Raw genomic sequence first — 18,573 nt, 5'->3', positions numbered from 1 at the left:
GGATGCTCAGAAGTAGTCGCCCGCCGTGAAGTGGCGGATGCCGTCCACCCGGGCCTCGCGGCGCAGCGGGCGGATCATCCCGGTGCGGTCGTCCTGCCGCACGGCCGCCGGAGCGAATGCGCGGACAGCGCGCTCCTCCGCCGCCAGCGCGGGGACGGCCAGCTCGCAGGTGCGGACGCCCGCCGCGGCCCAGTCCGCGGCCACGGCCTCCAGCACCGCGTGACGCACCCCGGCCGGATCGGCCGCAGTGGGATCGGTCGCGCTCTCGTGCAGCAGCCCGACGCCGTCGCGCACCTCCGCCACCGCGTAGCCGACCGTCGCGTCCGCCTCGGCGAGCCGGTACAGCGTCGCGCCCCGCAGTCGCACCTCCGCCATCGTCCAGTCGCGGTCGCCGCGCACCGGGGCGAGCACGACCACACCGGTGCGGGAGCGCTCGTAGACCTCGCGCAGCGGGCCGAGGACGCCGAGTCCCACGGACTCGCGCACGACCGAGGCGAGCTCCACGGCCGTCGCCGACGCCGCCCACGGTCCGGCCATCGTGCGGGGCATCGAGAAGGTCGTGAAGCCGCTCGACCGGTACACCTCGGGGGTTCCGGTGAACAGCAGGGCCCAGTCGGCGTCACCCGCCGCGTCCAGGGTGGCGGCCACGAGCCGGCGGGCCAGTCCCCGGCCCCGAGCCCGCTCGGCGACCGCGACGCTGCCGATCGCGTGCACCCGCGCCACCGCGCCGTCCGACTCCCGCAGGCTCTTCGGCAGTCCGTAGATCGACCCGCACACGCCCTCGTCGTCCTCCGCGACGAGCGTGTGGCTCAGCCGCTCGTCGTCCACGAGCCACTGGTCCGGCGCGAGGGGCGGCGTGAAGGCGGCCGCCCATAGTGCCGCGAGAGCGGGCTGGTCCTCCGCCCGCGCCGACCGCACGACCACGGCGCTCATGCCATCGAGGAGAGCTGGGCGCGGTCGACGGCGTGTACGAGCGGCCGCCCCGCGGCGAAGGCGTCGAGCTCGTCGGCGACGATCCGCCCCTGCCGCAGCCGGCCTTCCCTGGTCCCGGCCGCGCGGTGCGGGGTGAGCAGCACGCGCGGTGCCGAACGGAAGGGACTCTCCGCGGACAGCGGCTCCTCGTCGAACACGTCGATCGCGGCACTCAACCGGCCACGACGCAGTTCGGCGAGCAGGGCGGCCTCGTCGACCAGCCAGGACCGCGCCGTGTTGACCAGGCCGGCCCCGTCCGGCATCAGGGCGAGCTCGCGCGCACCGATCAGGTGATGCGTCTCCGGCAGGGTCGGGGCGTGCACCGCGACGATCTGCGCACGGCGGAGCGCCTCGTCGAGCGTCACGAGCTCCGCCCCGAGGGACGACGCCTCGGCCGCGTCGAGCGTGGGATCGACGAGCAGCGGCTCGGCGCCCAGGGCACGGAGCAGGTCGAGGTACGCCCGCCCGGTCCGGGAGGCGCCGATGACCGCGATGGGGGCGCCGAGGATCTCGTGCTGCACCCCGACGGCCTCCGCGTCCCACCATCCGTCGCCGGCGCGCAGCGCGTCGTGCATCTCCGGCACCCGGTGCAGCAGGGCGAGCGTGAAGGTCAGCGAGACCTCAGCCACCGACCGGGCCATCCCCGCCCCGGCCTGCGTCACCCGCACGCCGCGGTCGAAGAGCGCGTCGGTCGCGAACGGCTTGATCGTGGCCCCGGTGTGCGCGATGAGCTCGAGCTTCGGAAGGGTGGCGAGCACGGCGTGATCGAAAGGACCCACGCCCCAGCTCGTCACCACGACGCGCGCCTCGTCGAGCACCGCATCCGCGAGTCGGTCCACCCGCACGAACGTCCCGCCGAGCCGCGCCGCGACGGCCTCCAGGCGCGCCGCACCGTCGGGCGAGAAGAACTCGGCGAACAGCTCCGCGGAGACGACCGCGACGACGGTCGGAGCGCTCGTCCCGGCGGTCATCGCAGCCAGGCCTCGAGGTTCTCGGCGATGAACGCGTCGTCGTTGAGCTCCGGATACGCCTGCCGGACGCGGGCGATCTCCTCCGCCTGTCCCGGGGAGAGGCCCTCGGCCGGGTCGAGGCACCAGGTGCCCTCGAGAAGCCCCTGCTGGCGGAGCATCTCGTGCACCCCGGCGATGACCCCGTGGAAGTCGTTGCCCGGGTCGAACACGGCCTGGTTCACGTCCACCATGTCCGAGGCACGGCGTCCCACCTCACGGTAGGCCTCCGCGTCTCCCGCCAGGGCGCGATGCACCCGCTCCAGCAGCGCGACCGCCGCGTGCGTGCCGACCGCCCACTGGCCGAGCAGCCCGCCGACGAACCGGAGGGTGCGCCGCCCGGACGGGGAGTCCACGTGGAACTCGGAGAGCAGGTCGGCGACGATCGCGTCGTCGTTGCCCGTGTACAGCGCGATCTCGTCGGCGCGGCCCGAGGCGGCCACGCCCCGTACGAGCTCCAGCGTGCGATAGCGGTCGAAGGGAGCGGCCTTCACCGCGACGACGGAGGGGATCGCGGCGAACTCCCGCCAGAACTCGCGGTCGAGCACGGGTCCGCCGATCGCGGTCTGCAGGTAGAAGCCGACCAGCGGCAGCACCTCGCCGACGGCGCGGGCGCGGTCGAGCAGGGCACGCTCGTCCGCACCCGCGACGCGGGGACTCACCAGCACGGCGTCGTAGCCGAGGGAGCGGGCGAGCTCCGCCTCGGCGACCGCCTGAGCCGTGTCGCCCGCCACGCCGGCGATACGGACGAGGGTCGCATCGTCGCGGGCGTCCATCTCCTCCGCGGCCAGTGCGAGCACCGGCTCGAAGAGCGCATGCTCCGGGTCGCGGATCTCGAACTGCGTCGTGTGCACGCCGACGGCGAGGCCGCCAGCCCCGGCGTCGAGGTAGTAGCGGGAGAGCGCCCGCTGCCGCCGCTCGTCGAGCGTGCGCGCGGCGGTGAGGGCGAGCGGATGGGCCGGGATCACGGCACCGCGGGCGAGGGTCGCGGCGGCCTCAGGGCGCAGCGACGGCACGGTCGCCGTCCGCGCAGCGGCGTCGGTCATCAGAACTTCCCGTCCCGGACGGCCCACTTGGTGGGCTTGGCGATCATGGGCAGCCCGTCGCGGATCCAGCCGGCCTGCATGCGGATGAGCTCCTCGGCGGAGACGGACGGGTAGCCGAACAGGGCCATGCAGCGGCGGGCGTCGCTGAGCAGCGCGGTCGGCTGCGGCTCGTCGACGATCTCGACCTCCCGCTCGAACAGCTCGCCGAAACGATGGGCGATCGAGGAGACGCTGAGCAGCTCCGGACCGGTGAGGTTGATCACGAAGGGGTCGGTCGAGGCATGCACGAGGCTGCGCAGCACGACCTCGTTCGCGTAGCCCTGCCAGATCACGTTGACGTTCGCGGTGGCGACCGAGACCGGCTCGCCCGCGTGCACGGCGCTGCCGATGTCGGCGAGCACCCCGTAGCGGAGGTCGACGGCGTAGTTCAGGCGGATGATCGCGACCTTGGTGCCGCGCTCCTGCGCCCCGAACTCGAACACGCGCTCCCGACCGAGGCAGGACTGCGCGTACTCGCCGATCGGCGCGGGCGTGGTCTCCTCGGCGGCACCGCCCGAGGTGGCAGGGACGAACGGATACACGTTCCCGGTGGAGAGCACCGAGATCGCGCTGTCGCGGTACCGGCGGGCGATGCGGTCGGGAAGAGCCGCGTTGACCTCCCACGCCCAGGAGGCGTTGGTCGCGGCACCGAACTTCGCGCCCACCATGAACACCACGTTCGGGGCATCAGGGAGACCGGCGAGGTCGTCGTTCTCGATGAGGTCGAACGGCACGACGCGGACCCCCGCGGCCTCCAGGCGCTCGCGGATGGCGGCGTCGCCGAAGCGGGAGACCGCGTAGACGGCGTCGTCCGTGCGGCCGGCGGCGTCCAGGCCGCGCCGGGCGAGCATCGCCAGGGTCGGTCCCATCTTGCCGCCGGCGCCGAGGATCACGAGGTCTCCGGAACCCTGGGAGAGGTCGGCCACGAGCCCGTCGCTCGGGGTGGCCAGCGCCTCCTCGAGCTCGGCCTCGGAGGCGAATGCGTACTGCGTCATTGTCGTGCGGTTCCCTTCTTCTCAGCCCTTGATCCCGGTGCCGGTGACGCCCTCCTGCACGTACCGCTGAGCGATGAGGTACGCGAGGAAGATCGGCAGCAGCGCCACGACGGAGCCGGCGAGCATGGTGCTGAGCGGCACATCCTGCTGCTGCAGCGACGAGATGCCCACGGTGAGGGTGAACATCGAGTTGGACTTGGCGATGATGAGCGGCCAGAGGAAGTCGTTCCAGTGCCAGAGGAAGACGAAGATCCCGAGCGTCGCGAGGATCGGCTTGCACAGCGGCAGCACGATCCGCAGGAAGATGCGGAACTCGCCGGCCCCGTCGATGCGGGCGGCCTCGAAGAGCTCGTCGGGGAGGCCCTGGATGAACTGGCGCATGAGGAAGACCGCCTGCGCGTTCGCGAGCGTCGGCAGGATGAGGCCCCAGTAGGTGTCGATGCCGCCGAGGTTCGCCATGAGGATGAACGTCGGGATCAGCGTCACGTGGAACGGCACCATGACCATCGCCAGGAACGACCAGAACATGACCTCCTTGCCGCGGAAGCGCTTCTTGGCGAAGGCGTATCCGGCGAGCGCGGAGAGGAACAGCACCGCCACGACCGACACGAGCGAGTAGACGAGCGTGTTGAACAGCCAGACGAGGATGTTCTGCCCGGCGAGCACCTGCTCGTACGCCTCGAACGAGATGTCGTTCCAGGGGAGCAGCGAGCCGGGGAGCTCGACGAGCATGCCCGGCTTCAGGCTCAGCACGACCATGGCGTAGAAGGGGAAGAAGCTGAGGATGCCGGCGATGCTCAGCCAGATCCAGCGGACGGCGATGCCCCAGCCGGTCGGCTCGAGCGCGCGGAACGAACGGCGCTTCCGCGCGGCGGGACGGGTCGCGGGCGCCGTCGTCTGCGTCGGCGGCTGCAGGAGGGCGGTCATTTCTGCTTTCCGATCACGAGGCGCTGGATGAGGGCGACCACGAGGGTCATGAGGAACAGGGCCACGCCCACCGCGGCCGCGTAGCCGTAGTCGAAGTAGCGGAAGCCCTGGTCGTAGAGCATGTAGACGAGGGAGTAGCTGGCATTCGCCGGCCCGCCCTGGGTCATCACGTAGATGACGTCGAAGACCTGGAAGGCGGCCGTGGTCTCGATCACCGCGAGGAAGAAGAAGGTCGGGCGCAGGTGCGGGAGGATGATCCACCGGAAGCGCTGCCAGGCGTTCGCGCCGTCGACCAGCGCCGCCTCCTCCAGCTCGCGCGGCACGTCCTGCAGGGCGGCGATGAGGATCATCATCCCGTAGCCGAACCGGGACCAGACGCCCACGACGACGATCGCCGGGATCACGAGCACGGTGCTGCCGAGCCAGGAGCCGCCGAGGCCGAGTGGGGTCATCAGCGCGGACCAGGGACCGTTGGCGGAGAAGATCCAGACGAAGATCGAGCCGGCCAGCACGAGCGAGGTGATGACGGGGAGGAAGAAGATCGAGCGGAAGAACCGGGCGCCGCGGAAGGCGCGGCGCACGCCGAGGGCCATGATCGTCGACAGCACGAGCGCGATCGGCACCGCGAAGACCGTGTAGATGAGGGTGGTCCCCAGCGCCCGCCAGAACAGCGGGTCGGCGACGAGGCGCTGGAAGTGGTCGAGGCCGCGCCAGGCGATCTCGCCGGAGATGTCGTAGTCGAAGAAGCTCAGCGCCACACCCGCGATGCTCGGGCCGAAGCGGAAGGCGATGAACAGCAGGAAGGCGGGGAGCACGAACAGGAACGCGACGCGCGCTTCCCGTCGGGCGAGCAACCGGGCGACCCGTCCTGCGGGCTTCGGCGCCGTGGTGGCCGTCGTCATTGTCGATTCCTCACGTGGGGGGCGGGAGAGAGGGGGCGTGCGGCGGGTACCCGCACGCCCCCGGGTGTCACTTCTGCAGCAGCGGGGCTGCGGCGGCCGCGGCGTCCTTCAGGGCGTCGGCCGGGGACTTCTGGCCGAGCAGGGCGGCCTGGATCTCCGGCGAGAGCACGCCCATGAGCGCACGGGAGCTGGCGTCGAGCTCGCCCACCGTGGTGTCGGGGACGTACTTCTCGACCTCACCGAGGAGCGGGTCGTCGGCGTACAGCGGCTCGGTGGTGCTGAGCGCGGAGAAGTAGCCGGCGGCCTTGAGGTACGGCTCGACGACGTCGGCGCCGGTCGCGAACTCGGCGAACGCGGCTGCGGCCTCGGGGGCCTTCGAGCCCTTGAGCACGGACAGGGAGCCGACGGTGCCGTAGGCCACGGACTCCTTGTCGGTCAGCGGCGCGAGGACCTTGACGTTCTCCTCGCCCCAGAACGGCGCGACCTCGGTCACGGCGTTGTTCCAGGTGCAGGCGACCTTGCCCTGGGCGATGGCGGTCTGCTCCAGCGGGACGTTGGTGGTGAGGGCCTCCGGGTCGAGCGCGCCCTCCTCGGCCAGGTCGGTCAGGAAGGTGAGCGCCTCCTCGCCGGCCTTGCTGTCGAAGCCGACCTCGCCGTCCTCGGTGTAGACCTCGCCGCCGGCCTGCCAGAGCAGCGGGTAGTAGGTGAGGTTGAGGGTGTTCTCGGCCGACGCCGGGTAGTTGAGGGCGTACATGCCCTTGTCGATGAACGCCGGAGCCATCTCGGCGATGTCGTCCCACGTCTCCGGGTACTCGGTCACCCCGGCCGCCTCGAACGCGGCTGCGTTGCAGATGAGCGGCTGCGCGCTGGTGAGGATCGGGGCGCCGAGGATGTCGCCGCCGAGCGTGACCGACTCCTTGACGTTGGGGAGCAGGTCGCCCTGGCGCTCCTCGCTGAGCAGGTCGTTCAGCGGGGCGATCGACTTCTGGTACGCCGCGAGCTGGTCGGGGATGAGGTAGACGACGTCCGGTCCCTTGCCGGCGGCGATCGCCGTCTGCAGGGCCTCGTCACGGTTCGCCCACGGGAAGATCTCGTACTTCACGTTGACGTTCTCGTTCTCCTTTTCGAACGCCTCGATGGTCGAGTCCCAGAAGTCCTTGTGCACCGCCTCGTCGGCGATGACGGGGTAGAGCCAGACCGTGATGTCCTGCTCGCCCTCTGCGGTGTTGCCTCCGCCGGCCGAACATCCGGCCAACAGGGTGGCGGCCGCGACTCCCGCGACGACGCCGGTGATCTTGCTGACGCGCATGGTGCTCCTTTGCGTAAACCGTGCTGAGTACGGTTCATTATGACATTGGCTTTGGATAATTCGTCAAGCACAAGTTCTCAGAGCCTTGTTTCGGCCGTGTTTCTCGGCCGTGAACAACAATCCCCGATCTGAGAATCGGGTGTGCTAATTTGATCGCACCAACGGCGGAGACGAAGGAGGGACCCGATGGGCGCGACCAGTCCGCTCTCGATCGTGGCGCGGTCCGCACTCCGGCTGCGCGACGCCGGACCGGCGACGGTCAGCGACCTCTCCCGGTCGCTCGAGGTCTCCCGCACCTCCGTCGAGAACGCCGTGGCGGTGCTCTCCGACTCCGGCCTCCTCGTCGACGCCCCGGCGCAGGTCGGCGGAGGCGCCGGTCGGCCCGCCCGCCGCTACTCGTTCCACGCCGCCGCCGGCGTGGTGGTGGGCGTCGACATCGGCGTCGCGAGCGTGCGCGTCGTCGTCGCGGATCTCGCGGGCGTGGTCATCGCTCAGCGCACCTTCCCCGGCGTCGCGGAGCAGCCCGACGGCCCGGCCAAGCTCGCCGCCGTGATCGACGACGTGCGACGCACGCTCGCCCGGCTCTCGCTGCCGCGCACCGGTCTGCGGGCGATCGGCGTCTCCCTGCCCGGCATCGTCGACGACGACGGACGGGTCACCACCTCGGTCGTCATCCCGGAGTGGTCCGGCATCGACATCGGCTCGCAGCTGCGCCAGGCGTTCGGCTGCCCCGTGGCGGTCGACAACGGTGTGCGGCTCGCGGCCGTCGCGGAACATCACCTCGGCGTCGCGCAGCTCGTCGACGACGTCATCTACCTGTCGGTCGGCAACCGCATCGCCATGGGCCTCATCCTCGGCGGCCGCCCCCGGCGCGGCATCCACAACGCGGCGGGAGACATCGGCCGCCTCGCGTTCCGGGGCCTGAACACCGAGACCGGTCAGATCTCGTGGCGCACCGCCCCGACCGCCGCCGAGGTGTTCGCCCTGGCGCGCAGCGGAGAGCAGGCCGCCCGGGAGGAGCTCGACGGCTTCATCGACGAGCTCGCCCATGGGATCGCGACGCTGATCATGACGGTCGATCCGGCCATGGTCGTCATCGGCGGCGGACTCTCGGCCGCGCACGAGCAGCTGCTCGACCCCCTGCGCGCCGCTCTGCCCGGCCACCTCGGTCTGCCGTTCCAGGTGCCCGTCGCGGAGGCGCGGCTGGGAGCGGAAGCCGCCGCCCACGGCGCCGTCGTGCATGCATTCCAGCGGCATCCGGGCGACATCTACGGCATCGAGGACATGCCCGCCCCACCGATCACCCCCCTGCCGCACGACCCCGCGGCCGGCGACGACCCCGAGGAGAAGCAGTGAGCACGTTGAAGGTCGGACTCATCGGCGCGGGCGGGATCTCCCGCGTGCACGCCGACGCCTGGCGGGCGCTCGGCGTGCAGGGCTTCGTCACCTCGAAGGAGGGCGCGGAGGACATCGCCGCCGAGTACGGCTTCGAGGTCGTGGCCGACGTCGACGCGCTCCTGGAGCAGGTCGACGTCGTCGACATCGTCACGCCGAGCAGCACCCACGCCGACTTCGCCCTTCGGGCCATCGCCCGCGGGGTCGACGTGATCTGCGAGAAGCCGCTCGCCGCGACCGCGGAGGCCGCCGCCGAGGTGACTGCGGCCGCAGCCGCCGCGGGAGTGCGGCTGTTCCCCGCCCACGTCGTGCGCTACATGGGGGAGTACGGCCGGATCAAGGCCGGCATCGACGCCGGGCAGATCGGCACCCCCGCCGTGCAGCGCTTCCGTCGCCTGGGCGCCGCGCCGCAGGCCCCCTGGTTCTTCTCGGAGCGGGCGGGCGGCGGCGTCATCCGCGACCTCATGATCCACGACATCGATCAGGCGCTGTGGTTCGCCGGCCCGGTCGACAGCGTCTACGCCGTGCAGAACCCGCCGACGGTCGACGACCGCGTGCCCGCCCCGGTCACGGCGCATGTCGTTCTCACCCACCGCAACGGGGTCATCAGCCACGTGCACGCGAGCTGGGTACAGCCCGGCATGCCGTTCCGCACGAGCGTCGAGGTCGCCGGTTCCGAGGGGCGCCTGCGCTACGACAGCGCCGAGGACCACACGCTGCGCACCGACGCCGTGCTCGTCGAGGGCGCGACCGACTACCTCCCGCCGATGTCGCCGGAGGAGAGCCCGTACTACGCGGAGATCGCCGACTTCGTGGCCGCCATCGCGGAAGGACGCGAGGCCGCCGTCACCCCGGAGGACGGCATCCAGGCGGTCGCGGTCGCCGAGGCCGCCTACGCCTCGATCGCCTCCGGAGCCCCGGTCGCCCTCGCCGCTTCGTCCCCCGCCGTCGCCGTCGCCGAGGAGGCCACCCGATGACCGCTCCCCGCCCGCTGCGGATCGCCGTGCTGTCCTTCGCGCACACGCACGCCCTCAGCTACGTGCACGCGCTGCAGCAGATGCCCGATGTCGAGCTGATCGCCGCCGATCCCGACGGCGCCTCCGCCCCGGACGACGCTCCGCGCGGTGCCGCCCTGGCCGCGGAACTCGGGGTGGCCTATGTGGAGACCTACGACGAGGCCTTCGCCTGGGGTCCGGACGCGGTCGTGGTGGCCGCCGAGAACTCCCGTCACCGCGCCCTCGTCGAGCAGGCCGCCGCGGCCGGCGTGCACGTGCTGTGCGAGAAGCCGCTGGCGACGACGGTCGAGGACGCGATCGCGATGCGCGACGCCTGCGACCGGGCGGGCGTGCTGCTCATGGTGGCGTACCCGGTGCGCTTCTCCCCCGGGGTGCGCGATGCCGTCGCCGAGCTGCGCAGCGGACGCCTCGGGAAGATCCTCGGCGTCACCGGCATCAACAACGGCAAGCTCCCGCAGGACCGGGCCTGGTTCACCGATCCCGCGCTCGCCGGCGGCGGTGCCCTGGTCGACCACGTCGTGCACTGCGCCGACCTCCTCGACGAGCTCCTGGGTGAGCGGGCGCAGACCGTCCGCGCGGTGTCGAACTGCATCCTGCACGGGGAGCGCGACCTCGCGGTCGAGACCGGGGGCCTCGTGACGATCCAGTACCCGAGCGGCGTGATCGCCACAATCGACTGCTCGTGGAGCTGGCCGCTGAGCTCGCCGACCTGGGGCGGCCTCACCCTCGAGGTCGTGGCCGAGCGCGGGACCGTGACCGTGAGCCCCTTCGCGAAGGGCGTGGCCGGACACGATGCCCACGGCGAGACCTGGACCCCGGTCGGGGCCGACCTCGACGCCCTGCTGCTCGAGGAGTTCGTGCAGGCCGTGCGCGCGGGCCGTCAGCCCCAGCCCGACGCCGGTGTCGGCATCCGCACCGTCGAGATCGTGAAGGCCGCGCAGGAGTCCGCGTCCCGCGCCGGCACCCCCATCCCCCTCTGACCCCGCCCCGTCCCTCGCGGGATCGAAAACGCTCCCCTTCCGGTCTCCCCCGGCACCTTTCCCGTCCCGCACCCTTCTCCGCGCCCCGAGTTCCCCCTCGCGGGATCGAAAACGCTCCCGGGTCCGTCCCCTCAGGAACGTTTCCCGTCCCGCACGGGACGGTGCGCGCATGCCGGAGTCCCAGGCCCTCCCGTCCCGGAGCGAGCGGGCGGGCATGAAATTGGCGCTGCGGGCGTTGCACCGGAGGCCGCAGCGACACGGAGGAGACAACATGCGCATCGACCTCGCCGGGAAGACCGCCCTCGTCACGGGTTCCACCCAGGGCATCGGGCTCGCCATCGCCACGACCCTCGCCGACGCGGGAGCACGGGTCGCCGTCAACGGCCGGAACCCCGAGACCGTGTCGTCGGTCGTCGCCGCACTGCAGGAGGAGAATCCGGACCGGAACCTCGTCCCTGCTCCGGGCGACGTCACCACGGAAGACGGCGCCGCCCGCGTGCTCGCCGCCACCGGAGACGTCGACATCCTCGTCAACAACCTCGGCATCTTCGGGGCCACCCCCGCGCTCGACATCTCCGACGACGAGTGGCGCCGGTACTTCGAGGTGAACGTGCTCGCCGCCGTCCGGCTCATCCGCGCGACCCTGCCCGGCATGACGGAGCGCGGCTGGGGTCGGGTGCTCGACATCGCCAGCGACTCCGCGGTCGTGATCCCCGCGGAGATGATCCACTACGGGATGTCGAAGACCGCGCTGCTCGCCGTGTCCCGGGGCTTCGCGAAGGAGGCGGCCGGCACGGGGGTGACCGTGAACTCGGTGCTCGCGGGGCCGACCCACACCGGCGGCGTGGAGGACTTCGTGTACTCGCTCGTGGACCCGGAGCTGCCGTGGGAGGAGGCGCAGCGCGAGTTCATGCGCGTGCACCGCCCCCAGTCCCTGCTGCAGCGGCTCATCGAACCGGAGGAGATCGCGAACATGGTCGCGTACCTCGCGTCCCCGCTCGCTTCGGCGACGACGGGCGCCGCCGTCCGCGTCGATGGCGGCTACATCGACGCGATCGTCCCCTGACCTTTCGAATCGCGCACATGGTGGCATCTGCGGCCGGAATGGGGCCATTCGGGCGATTTGAAACGGAGGGGTAAGCTGGCCCCCGGAGAAGCACGGAAAGGCGGTGATGGCGATGTCCGACGATAGTAACGACGCCGCCCTCGCTGCGTTGCGCTTCCCCGCGCACACGCGTTGAGCTCCTGCTCCGCGTTCGCGCCTCTCGCCTCGCAGTCATCGGCGGCGTCTCCCGCCCCCTGACGAATCCGCACGGACCCTCGCATCCGTGCGCCCGCGAGAACGGAGCCGCATCATGGCGCTCATCGACAACGGCGTGTACGTCCACGGACGTCGCGTGGAGACCCCGAAGAACCTGGACGAGACCTACCGGATGCTGGATGCCGCCGGCGGGATCGCGTGGATCGGCCTGTACCGACCGAGTCCCGAAGAGGTCGCCTCCGTCGCCCGCGAGTTCGACCTGCATCCGCTCGCCGTCGAGGACGCGCTCTCGGGGCATCAGCGCTCGAAGGTGGAGCGCTACGGCGACACCCTCTTCGCTGTGCTGCGCCCCGCCCGCTACCGCGACAAGGAGGAGTCGATCGAGTTCGGGGAGCTGCACCTGTTCATCGGCCCCGACTTCGTGGTGACGATCCGCCACGCGGAGTCGCCGAACCTCGCCGCGGTCCGCCGCCGGATGGAGGCGAATCCGGAGCTGCTCGCGATGGGACCGGAGGCGGTCTTCTACGCGATCCTCGACGAGGTCGTGGACGAGTACGAGCCCGTGGTGGCGGGCCTGGAGAACGACATCGACGAGATCGAGGACCAGCTCTTCGGCGACAGCGACGACGACGCCCTCTCCCGCCGCATCTACGAGCTCTCCCGCGAGGTCATCAACTTCCAGCGCGCGGTGCACCCGCTGAGCGGCATGCTGGAATGGCTGCGCCGCGGGTCGGAGAAGTACCGCATCGACGAGGAGCTGCAGCGCTCCCTCCGCGACGTGCTCGACCACACGATCCGCGTGAACGAGCGGGTCGACTCGTTCCGCGCGATCCTCGAGAACGCCCTGACGGTGCAGTCGGCGCTGGTCGCCCGGCGGCACTCGGAGGCGGGGCTCGCCCAGAACGACGAGATCAAGAAGATCTCCTCGTGGGCGGCCATCATCTTCGCGCCCACACTCGTCGGCACGGTCTACGGCATGAACTTCGACGTGATGCCCGAGCTGCACTGGGCGTTCGGCTATCCGATGGCGATCGGGGCGATGGCCGCGTTCGCGGTCGGGCTCTACGGGGTGTTCAAGTACAAGAGGTGGCTGTGATGCGCAGGCGGTCACGGGGAACGCCGGAACGCGGCCGGTCTGCGGGCACGGAGCGCGCCCAGGAGCTCCCTCCGGCGTGAAGAACCAGGGCCCACGGCGGGCGAGATGCGCGAGACTGGAAGCATGGCGCTCGATCTCCTCCTGTCCCGCATCGTCGAGAGCGGTCTGCTCGAAGACCCCGTCTCCGAGAACGGTCTCGTCTACGGCCGGGCGAGCCTGGATGCGGCCGGCACCGTCGTGAACGTGAACGTCGACCCCGAGTTGGAGGGCGATGAGACCGCGGAGGACCTGGATCCCGACGAGCTCGTCGCGGCCATCGCGCGCGTGCTCTCGATGAGCGAGAAGCGCTGGCGGGCGATCGTCGAGGAGGTCGCGCTCGACATCGAGGACGCGGTGGAGGACGAGCCCGTCGTCGAACAGATCGACCTGCGGGACGACCTCGAGGCCACCTCGGTCGTCGTGTTCGCGGATGCCGTGCTGCTCGCGTTCGTCGCCCCCAAGCAGTTCCCGGAGTCGCGCATCCTCGTGCAGCTCGACGAGGAGCTGGAGGTCGACGGCATCGAGGTGCGCGAGCCCGACGGCACCGAGGTCATCGACGTCGACACGCTCGACGAGCTGATGGACCTCATCAGTCGCGCCGACCGGGACTGACCCGCCGGAACAGGCATTCACCGGGCAACAGGCCACACCAGCGGTAAGTGCCTGACCTCGCGCGAGCGCCTGAGACCCACGCCCCGCGGAAAGAGGACGGGGACGGCGCCGGGGCATTACGCTCCCGCGCGAAGCAGAAGGCGGGCGACGGATAAGCTCTGAGGCGTGCCGATCGCCCCTTCCGCCTCCCCCGCCACCGCCTCCGACGACCTGGGCCGCCTCGCCGCCGCCCTCCGCGACCCCGCACCGTTGAACTGGATCATCACCGGCGACTCGATCACCCATGGCCTGGTGCACACCCAGGGCGGGCGCAGCTACCCGGAGCACCTCCACGAGCTGATCAGGGGCGAGCTCGAGCGCGTCCGCGACATCGTCCTCAACACCGCGATCAGCGGCAACCGGATCGTCGACATCCTCGACGACTGGGAGCGTCGGGTCGCCGGCTGGCAGCCGGACGTGGTCACCCTCATGGTCGGCACCAACGACGCCTCGGACGGCGGGCCGCGACCGGTCATCTCGCCGGACGACTACGCCTCCTCCCTCCACGACTTCGTGCGCCGGGTGCGCGAGCTCGGAGCCATCCCGGTGCTCCAGACGCCGCCCGCCATCGACGTCCGCAATGCGCCGGAGCGGGCGCGGATCGCCGACTTCGCCGAGGCCGTGCGCCAGGTCGCGGCCGCGGAGGACGTGATCCTCGTCGACCAGCACGCGCACTTCGCGGAGCTCGGGAACGGCGGCGTGCCGTGGGGCCTCATGAACGACCCGTTCCACCCCAGCGCGGTCGGCCACGCCGCTCTCGCCCTCGAGCTCGCCCGCGTCCTCGGCATCGCGCCGCAGGGTCCGCGCGCCCGCACGGCCGCCCTCCTCGAAGGCCTGGTCGGCACGGCCCGCGTCTTCGGCTGAGAGGCCGGCATTTCACCCGACCCGGGTGACCGCTCTGGACGGCGGTGACGGCGCGACGCTAGGTTGAGCGCATTCACATCCGACAGTGAGGTGGGGGCATGTCGCACGTCGTCGCAACCGGGGCCGGCAAGGCCATGATGGAACGTCGGAACGATCCGACGCACGAGTACATCCTGAAGCTCACCGGCAAGGAGCGGCCCCGGGTCCTCTTCGTCGGCACCGCCACGGGCGACGACACCGCCTACATCGTGAGCTTCTACTCCACGTACGACTCCGACAGATGCGCGCCGCACCACCTGCCGCTGTTCCACCGCGCGGTCGACGACCTCGCCGGCTTCGTGAAGGGCTTCGACGTCATCCACGTCGGCGGCGGGAACACCGCCAACATGCTCGACGTGTGGAAGCGTCAGGGCCTCGACGAGATCATGCGCGAGATGTGGGAGGACCCCTCCTCGAACGTGGTGTTCACCGGCGGCAGCGCGGGCGGCATCTGCTGGTTCGAGGGCGGGACGACCGACAGCTACGGGCCCACGCTGCAGGTCCTCCCGGAGGGTCTCGGCTTCCTGCACGGCAGCTTCTGCCCGCACTACGACGCGGAGGACCAGCGCCGGCCCCTCTTCCACGCCTCGCTCCTCAGCGGTGAGCTGTCCACCGGCTATGCGGTGGGCAACCTCCAGTCGCTGCACTTCGATAACGGCGAGTTCATCACCGCGGTCAGCCCGGTCGAGAACCCGCTGGCGCTGAAGGTCGAGGCGGTCGACGGGGCGATCGTCGAGACCGAGCTGCCGGTGGAGGTCCTCGCCGGATCGGCGCCGATCATGAAGGGGCCATCGTCGTGAACGACAGCGTCTGGATCCTCGTCGCCGAGCTCATCGTCGTCGTCCTGGCGATCTTCATGGGCACCCGCACGAGCGGGATCGGCCTGGGCGTGTGGGGCCTCGTCGGCGTCGCGGTGCTCGTGTTCGTGTTCGGGGAAGCCCCCGGCAACGCCCCGGTCGACGCCGTGTTCATCGTCATCACGGTCATCACCGCGGCCTCGACCATGCAGGCCGCTGGCGGTATCGACTGGATGGTGTCGGTGGCCGCCAAGGTCATCCGCAAACGCCCGAAGTCCGTCGTCTTCCTCGCGCCGGCGATGTCGTTCCTCTTCACGGTCGGCGCGGGCACCGGCAACATCTTCTATCCGCTCCTGCCGGTGATCTACGACGTCTCGTACCAGCAGAAGATCCGGCCGGAGCGGGCGCTGTCGGTCTCGGCCGTCGCCTCGCAGGTCGGCATCCTGTGCTCTCCGGTCTCCGCGGCCACCGCATCGATGGTCGTGCTGCTCGCACCGCAGGGCGTCGATCTCGGCGGGCTGCTCCTCATCATGTGGCCGGCCTCGATCGCGGGCCTGCTCGTCGCCGCGCTGGTCATGATGCGCCACGGCAAGGACCTCGAGGACGACCCGGAGTACCAGAAGCGCCTGGCGGAGGGACAGATCAAGCCGCCCGTGGTCGACGCTCACGAGAACAAGCTCCCGGCGACCGCCGTGCTCTCGGCCTCGCTGTTCCTCGCCGGCGTCGCGGTGATCGTCTTCTTCGGCCTGTTCGAGAACCTCCGTCCGGTCATCGGCACCGACGACGACGGCGATCCGCTGCGCCTGAGCGTCACCGTGATCATCGAGGTCGTCATGGGCATCATCGCCGCACTGATCTTCGTGTTCTGCAAGGTGAAGGCCGCCGACGTGCCGAAGCAGTCCACCTTCCCCGCGGGCATCGTCGGCGCCATCGCCCTGTTCGGCATCGCCTGGCTCGCGAACACGTTCGTCGCCGCGAACCAGACCCTCATCGTCGACGGACTCGGCTCGGTGGTCTCCGGATCCTCCGCCTTCCTCGGAGCGCTGCTGTTCGCGCTGGCGCTCTTCGCGGTCGCCATGCTCACGACCAGCCAATCGAGCGCCACGAACGCGATCGTCCCGATCGGCATCACGATCGGGCTGCCCGCCTCTCTGCTGGTGGGGCTGTGGCCGGCGGCGATGGGCATCTACACGCTGCCCGCCAACGGCAGCCAGGTGGCCACGGTCGCGTTCGACCAGACCGGGACGACGAAGATGGGCAAGTTCGTCCTGGACCACTCGTTCCAGCTGCCGAACCTCGTCTACGTCGGCACGGCCATCGTCGTCGGGGTGGCGCTGTCGTTCCTGTTCTGGTGACATGACCGACGTCGTCGACCGTTCAGCGCTGCGGCAGTTCCTGCTGGGGCTGGCCCAGGGGATGAACGCGTCGGCGGAGTCCGTCGACCGCATCCGGGACACGATCGCCGAGGTCGCCACGGCGTCGGGCGGAGACGGCGCCGACTTCGTCGTCCTGCCCACCATCATCATCGTGGAGACGGGGGACGCGGAGGAGCAGCGGGTCGCATTCCGCTCGGCCACGAACGCCTCGTTCCGCTTCGATCAGATCGCCGCGCTGTACGACCTCATCGCGCAGGCGAAGACCGGCGACGTGGACCCGCTGGACGGCATCCGGCGGCTCAACGAGATCGGTGCGATGCGTCCGCGCCTCGGCTGGTTCACCCGGACGCTGGGCCATGCCATCCTCACGACCGGCCTGGCCCTCCTGCTCGCACCGACCTGGCAGGGGGCGCTCGTCGCCTTCGTCCTCGGGTTCGGGATCGGCCTGCTCAAACTCGTGCGCTCTCCCACCCTGCAGCTCGTCATGCCCATCGCCGCGGCCTTCGTGTGCGCGGCCGCGGTGTTCCTGCTCGCGGAGGTCATCGAGATCGGCGACCCGATCCGCCTCCTGATCGCCCCGCTGGTCACCTTCCTCCCCGGTGGCGTGCTGACCACGGCGACGGTCGAGCTCGCCGCCGGGCAGATGATCTCCGGTGCATCCCGCCTCATCTACGGGTTCGTGCAGCTCGCGCTCCTCGCGTTCGGCATCCTCGCCGCCGGCGCCGTGGTGGGCGTCTCGAGCGATTCGTACGAGGCTCTCGACGCCTCCTCCTCGTACCTCCCCTGGTGGGTGCCGCTGCTCGGCATCCTCGTGTTCGCACTCGGCAACTACCTGCACTTCTCCTCCCCGCCGTCCACGTTCGGGTGGGTGCTGCTCGCCCTGGTCGTCGCGTACCTCGGCCAGTGGGCGGGAACCGAGTTCATCGACCCGGCGGTCGGCGGCTTCGTCGGCGCGGTCGCCGTCACGCCGGTCGTGTTCTGGATCGCCGGGCTGCGTCACGGAGCCCCGTCGCAGCTGACGTTCCTCCCGGCCTTCTGGCTGCTGGTGCCGGGCGCCGCCGGGCTGGTGGGGCTCACCGAGGCGGTCGCGACCGACAACGGCCTCGCCGACTTCACTGCGGCCCTGGTGTCGGTCATGTCGATCGCGCTCGGCGTGCTCATCGGCACGGCGCTCTATCGCGTCGTGCACCATGGCGCGGAGGAGTTCGTCCAGTTCGCCGTCGCCCCGCCTCCCGCCGAGGACGAGGAGCCCGCACCGACGCTGTGGCACCGCCTGTCTGCTCCGCTGCGCCGCTTGCGCCGCCGCGATCGCTAGCGATAGACCTCGCGACGGTGGCCGGCGTGCACGACGACGACCGTCAGGATCCCGTCCTCGATCCGGTAGAGCACCCGGTAGTCACCCGTCCGCACCCGCCACTCCGGTCGGCCGGTGAGCCTGCGTGCCGCGGGGGGCCGCGGGTCTTCGGAGAGGAGCTCGATGACGGCCTGGATACGTCGCCTCGCCTCGGGAGGGAGCTTGCGGATCGCCCGCACGGCGACAGGCAGGACCTGGACGTCGTAGGTCACGGCACGAGCCCGAGGTCCCGCTTCACCTCCTCCCACGGGATCGGCGTCTCGTCGAGTCGCGCGGTCTCGTCCCAGGCGGCATCGACCGCGCGGATGTCGGCCAGCTCCTCCGCATCTTCGAGGAGTCGCTCCAGCAGGCTGGCATCGACGACAGCCGCCACCGGGAGGTTTCGTCGGGTGAGGTAGACGGGCTCGTCACGCGCCTCGTCGATGATGGACGCCAGCCGGGCCCGGGCTTCCGTGATCGCGATCTCGCTCATGAGTACATGATAGTGCGAAACGTACAGAACAGCGCG

The 18,573-nt window shown here is 70.9% G+C and carries 19 protein-coding genes; 10 read left to right on the top strand and 9 right to left on the bottom strand.

Features of this window, described 5'->3' with window-relative positions; genetic code table 11:
* Window positions 1-6: 6 nt before the first annotated feature.
* From AB0300_RS08740 to AB0300_RS08710, 7 genes are all read right to left on the bottom strand, one after another.
* Window positions 7-933, bottom strand: a complete 927-nt coding sequence (locus AB0300_RS08740; RefSeq protein ID WP_315109305.1) for a GNAT family N-acetyltransferase — start codon at window positions 931-933, stop codon at window positions 7-9.
* Window positions 930-1,943 (bottom strand): hydroxyacid dehydrogenase, encoded by a 1,014-nt coding sequence (locus tag AB0300_RS08735; protein WP_366215853.1) that lies wholly within the window; start codon window positions 1,941-1,943, stop codon window positions 930-932. The genes AB0300_RS08740 and AB0300_RS08735 overlap by 4 nt, the downstream gene beginning before the upstream one ends.
* Window positions 1,940-3,025, bottom strand: a complete 1,086-nt coding sequence (locus AB0300_RS08730) for a dihydrodipicolinate synthase family protein (protein ID WP_051582230.1) — start codon at window positions 3,023-3,025, stop codon at window positions 1,940-1,942. The genes AB0300_RS08735 and AB0300_RS08730 overlap by 4 nt, the downstream gene beginning before the upstream one ends.
* Complete coding sequence (locus tag AB0300_RS08725) at window positions 3,025-4,059, bottom strand: NAD(P)-dependent oxidoreductase (RefSeq protein ID WP_085604397.1); 1,035 nt, start codon at window positions 4,057-4,059, stop codon at window positions 3,025-3,027. The genes AB0300_RS08730 and AB0300_RS08725 overlap by 1 nt, the downstream gene beginning before the upstream one ends.
* A 21-nt stretch (window positions 4,060-4,080) precedes the next feature.
* Window positions 4,081-4,986: a carbohydrate ABC transporter permease gene (locus tag AB0300_RS08720; protein ID WP_085604394.1), complete on the bottom strand. Its 906-nt coding sequence runs from the start codon at window positions 4,984-4,986 to the stop codon at window positions 4,081-4,083.
* Window positions 4,983-5,888, bottom strand: a complete 906-nt coding sequence (locus tag AB0300_RS08715) for a sugar ABC transporter permease (RefSeq protein ID WP_366215852.1) — start codon at window positions 5,886-5,888, stop codon at window positions 4,983-4,985. Before AB0300_RS08715 ends, AB0300_RS08720 begins: the two co-directional genes overlap by 4 nt.
* 67 nt (window positions 5,889-5,955) lie before the next feature.
* Entirely contained in the window at window positions 5,956-7,197 is a 1,242-nt protein-coding gene (locus AB0300_RS08710; RefSeq protein WP_102208546.1) for an extracellular solute-binding protein, read from the bottom strand.
* Between the two features lie 186 nt (window positions 7,198-7,383).
* Here AB0300_RS08710 and AB0300_RS08705 point away from each other — a divergent pair, with 186 nt between their 5' ends.
* From AB0300_RS08705 to AB0300_RS08660, 10 genes are all read left to right on the top strand, one after another.
* Window positions 7,384-8,553, top strand: a complete 1,170-nt coding sequence (locus tag AB0300_RS08705; RefSeq protein WP_366215851.1) for an ROK family protein — start codon at window positions 7,384-7,386, stop codon at window positions 8,551-8,553.
* On the top strand, window positions 8,550-9,569 hold the full coding sequence (locus tag AB0300_RS08700; protein ID WP_366215850.1) for a Gfo/Idh/MocA family oxidoreductase: 1,020 nt from the start codon (window positions 8,550-8,552) through the stop codon (window positions 9,567-9,569). The genes AB0300_RS08705 and AB0300_RS08700 overlap by 4 nt, the downstream gene beginning before the upstream one ends.
* The gene (locus AB0300_RS08695) at window positions 9,566-10,588 is read left to right on the top strand and encodes a Gfo/Idh/MocA family oxidoreductase (protein WP_366215849.1); all 1,023 of its coding nucleotides are present in this window, start codon (window positions 9,566-9,568) and stop codon (window positions 10,586-10,588) included. The genes AB0300_RS08700 and AB0300_RS08695 overlap by 4 nt, the downstream gene beginning before the upstream one ends.
* A 271-nt stretch (window positions 10,589-10,859) precedes the next feature.
* The gene (locus tag AB0300_RS08690; RefSeq protein ID WP_025104157.1) at window positions 10,860-11,654 is read left to right on the top strand and encodes an SDR family oxidoreductase; all 795 of its coding nucleotides are present in this window, start codon (window positions 10,860-10,862) and stop codon (window positions 11,652-11,654) included.
* Window positions 11,655-11,943: 289 nt separating this feature from the next.
* The gene (corA, locus tag AB0300_RS08685) at window positions 11,944-12,945 is read left to right on the top strand and encodes a magnesium/cobalt transporter CorA (protein ID WP_025104158.1); all 1,002 of its coding nucleotides are present in this window, start codon (window positions 11,944-11,946) and stop codon (window positions 12,943-12,945) included.
* A 123-nt stretch (window positions 12,946-13,068) separates the two neighbouring features.
* Window positions 13,069-13,596, top strand: coding sequence for a hypothetical protein (locus AB0300_RS08680; RefSeq protein WP_025104159.1), 528 nt, complete (start codon window positions 13,069-13,071; stop codon window positions 13,594-13,596).
* A 165-nt stretch (window positions 13,597-13,761) separates the two neighbouring features.
* Complete coding sequence (locus tag AB0300_RS08675) at window positions 13,762-14,499, top strand: SGNH/GDSL hydrolase family protein (protein ID WP_366215848.1); 738 nt, start codon at window positions 13,762-13,764, stop codon at window positions 14,497-14,499.
* Window positions 14,500-14,597: 98 nt separating this feature from the next.
* Window positions 14,598-15,338: a peptidase E gene (locus tag AB0300_RS08670; protein ID WP_366215847.1), complete on the top strand. Its 741-nt coding sequence runs from the start codon at window positions 14,598-14,600 to the stop codon at window positions 15,336-15,338.
* The gene (locus tag AB0300_RS08665; protein WP_025104162.1) at window positions 15,335-16,690 is read left to right on the top strand and encodes an anaerobic C4-dicarboxylate transporter family protein; all 1,356 of its coding nucleotides are present in this window, start codon (window positions 15,335-15,337) and stop codon (window positions 16,688-16,690) included. Before AB0300_RS08670 ends, AB0300_RS08665 begins: the two co-directional genes overlap by 4 nt.
* 1 nt (window position 16,691) lies before the next feature.
* Window positions 16,692-18,026: a threonine/serine exporter family protein gene (locus AB0300_RS08660; RefSeq protein ID WP_025104163.1), complete on the top strand. Its 1,335-nt coding sequence runs from the start codon at window positions 16,692-16,694 to the stop codon at window positions 18,024-18,026.
* On the opposite strand, the gene AB0300_RS08655 is transcribed toward AB0300_RS08660, so the two are convergent.
* Both AB0300_RS08655 and AB0300_RS08650 read right to left on the bottom strand, forming a co-directional pair.
* Window positions 18,023-18,277 (bottom strand): type II toxin-antitoxin system RelE/ParE family toxin, encoded by a 255-nt coding sequence (locus AB0300_RS08655; protein ID WP_025104164.1) that lies wholly within the window; start codon window positions 18,275-18,277, stop codon window positions 18,023-18,025. The two genes, AB0300_RS08660 and AB0300_RS08655, sit on opposite strands and share 4 nt — an antisense overlap.
* Window positions 18,274-18,537, bottom strand: coding sequence for a type II toxin-antitoxin system Phd/YefM family antitoxin (locus AB0300_RS08650; RefSeq protein WP_025104165.1), 264 nt, complete (start codon window positions 18,535-18,537; stop codon window positions 18,274-18,276). The genes AB0300_RS08655 and AB0300_RS08650 overlap by 4 nt, the downstream gene beginning before the upstream one ends.
* Window positions 18,538-18,573: the final 36 nt, after the last annotated feature.

The organism is Microbacterium sp. NPDC078814, from assembly GCF_040702645.1.
In the GTDB taxonomy this organism is placed as follows: domain Bacteria; phylum Actinomycetota; class Actinomycetes; order Actinomycetales; family Microbacteriaceae; genus Microbacterium.
This window is presented reverse-complemented; position numbering and strand designations above follow the sequence as displayed.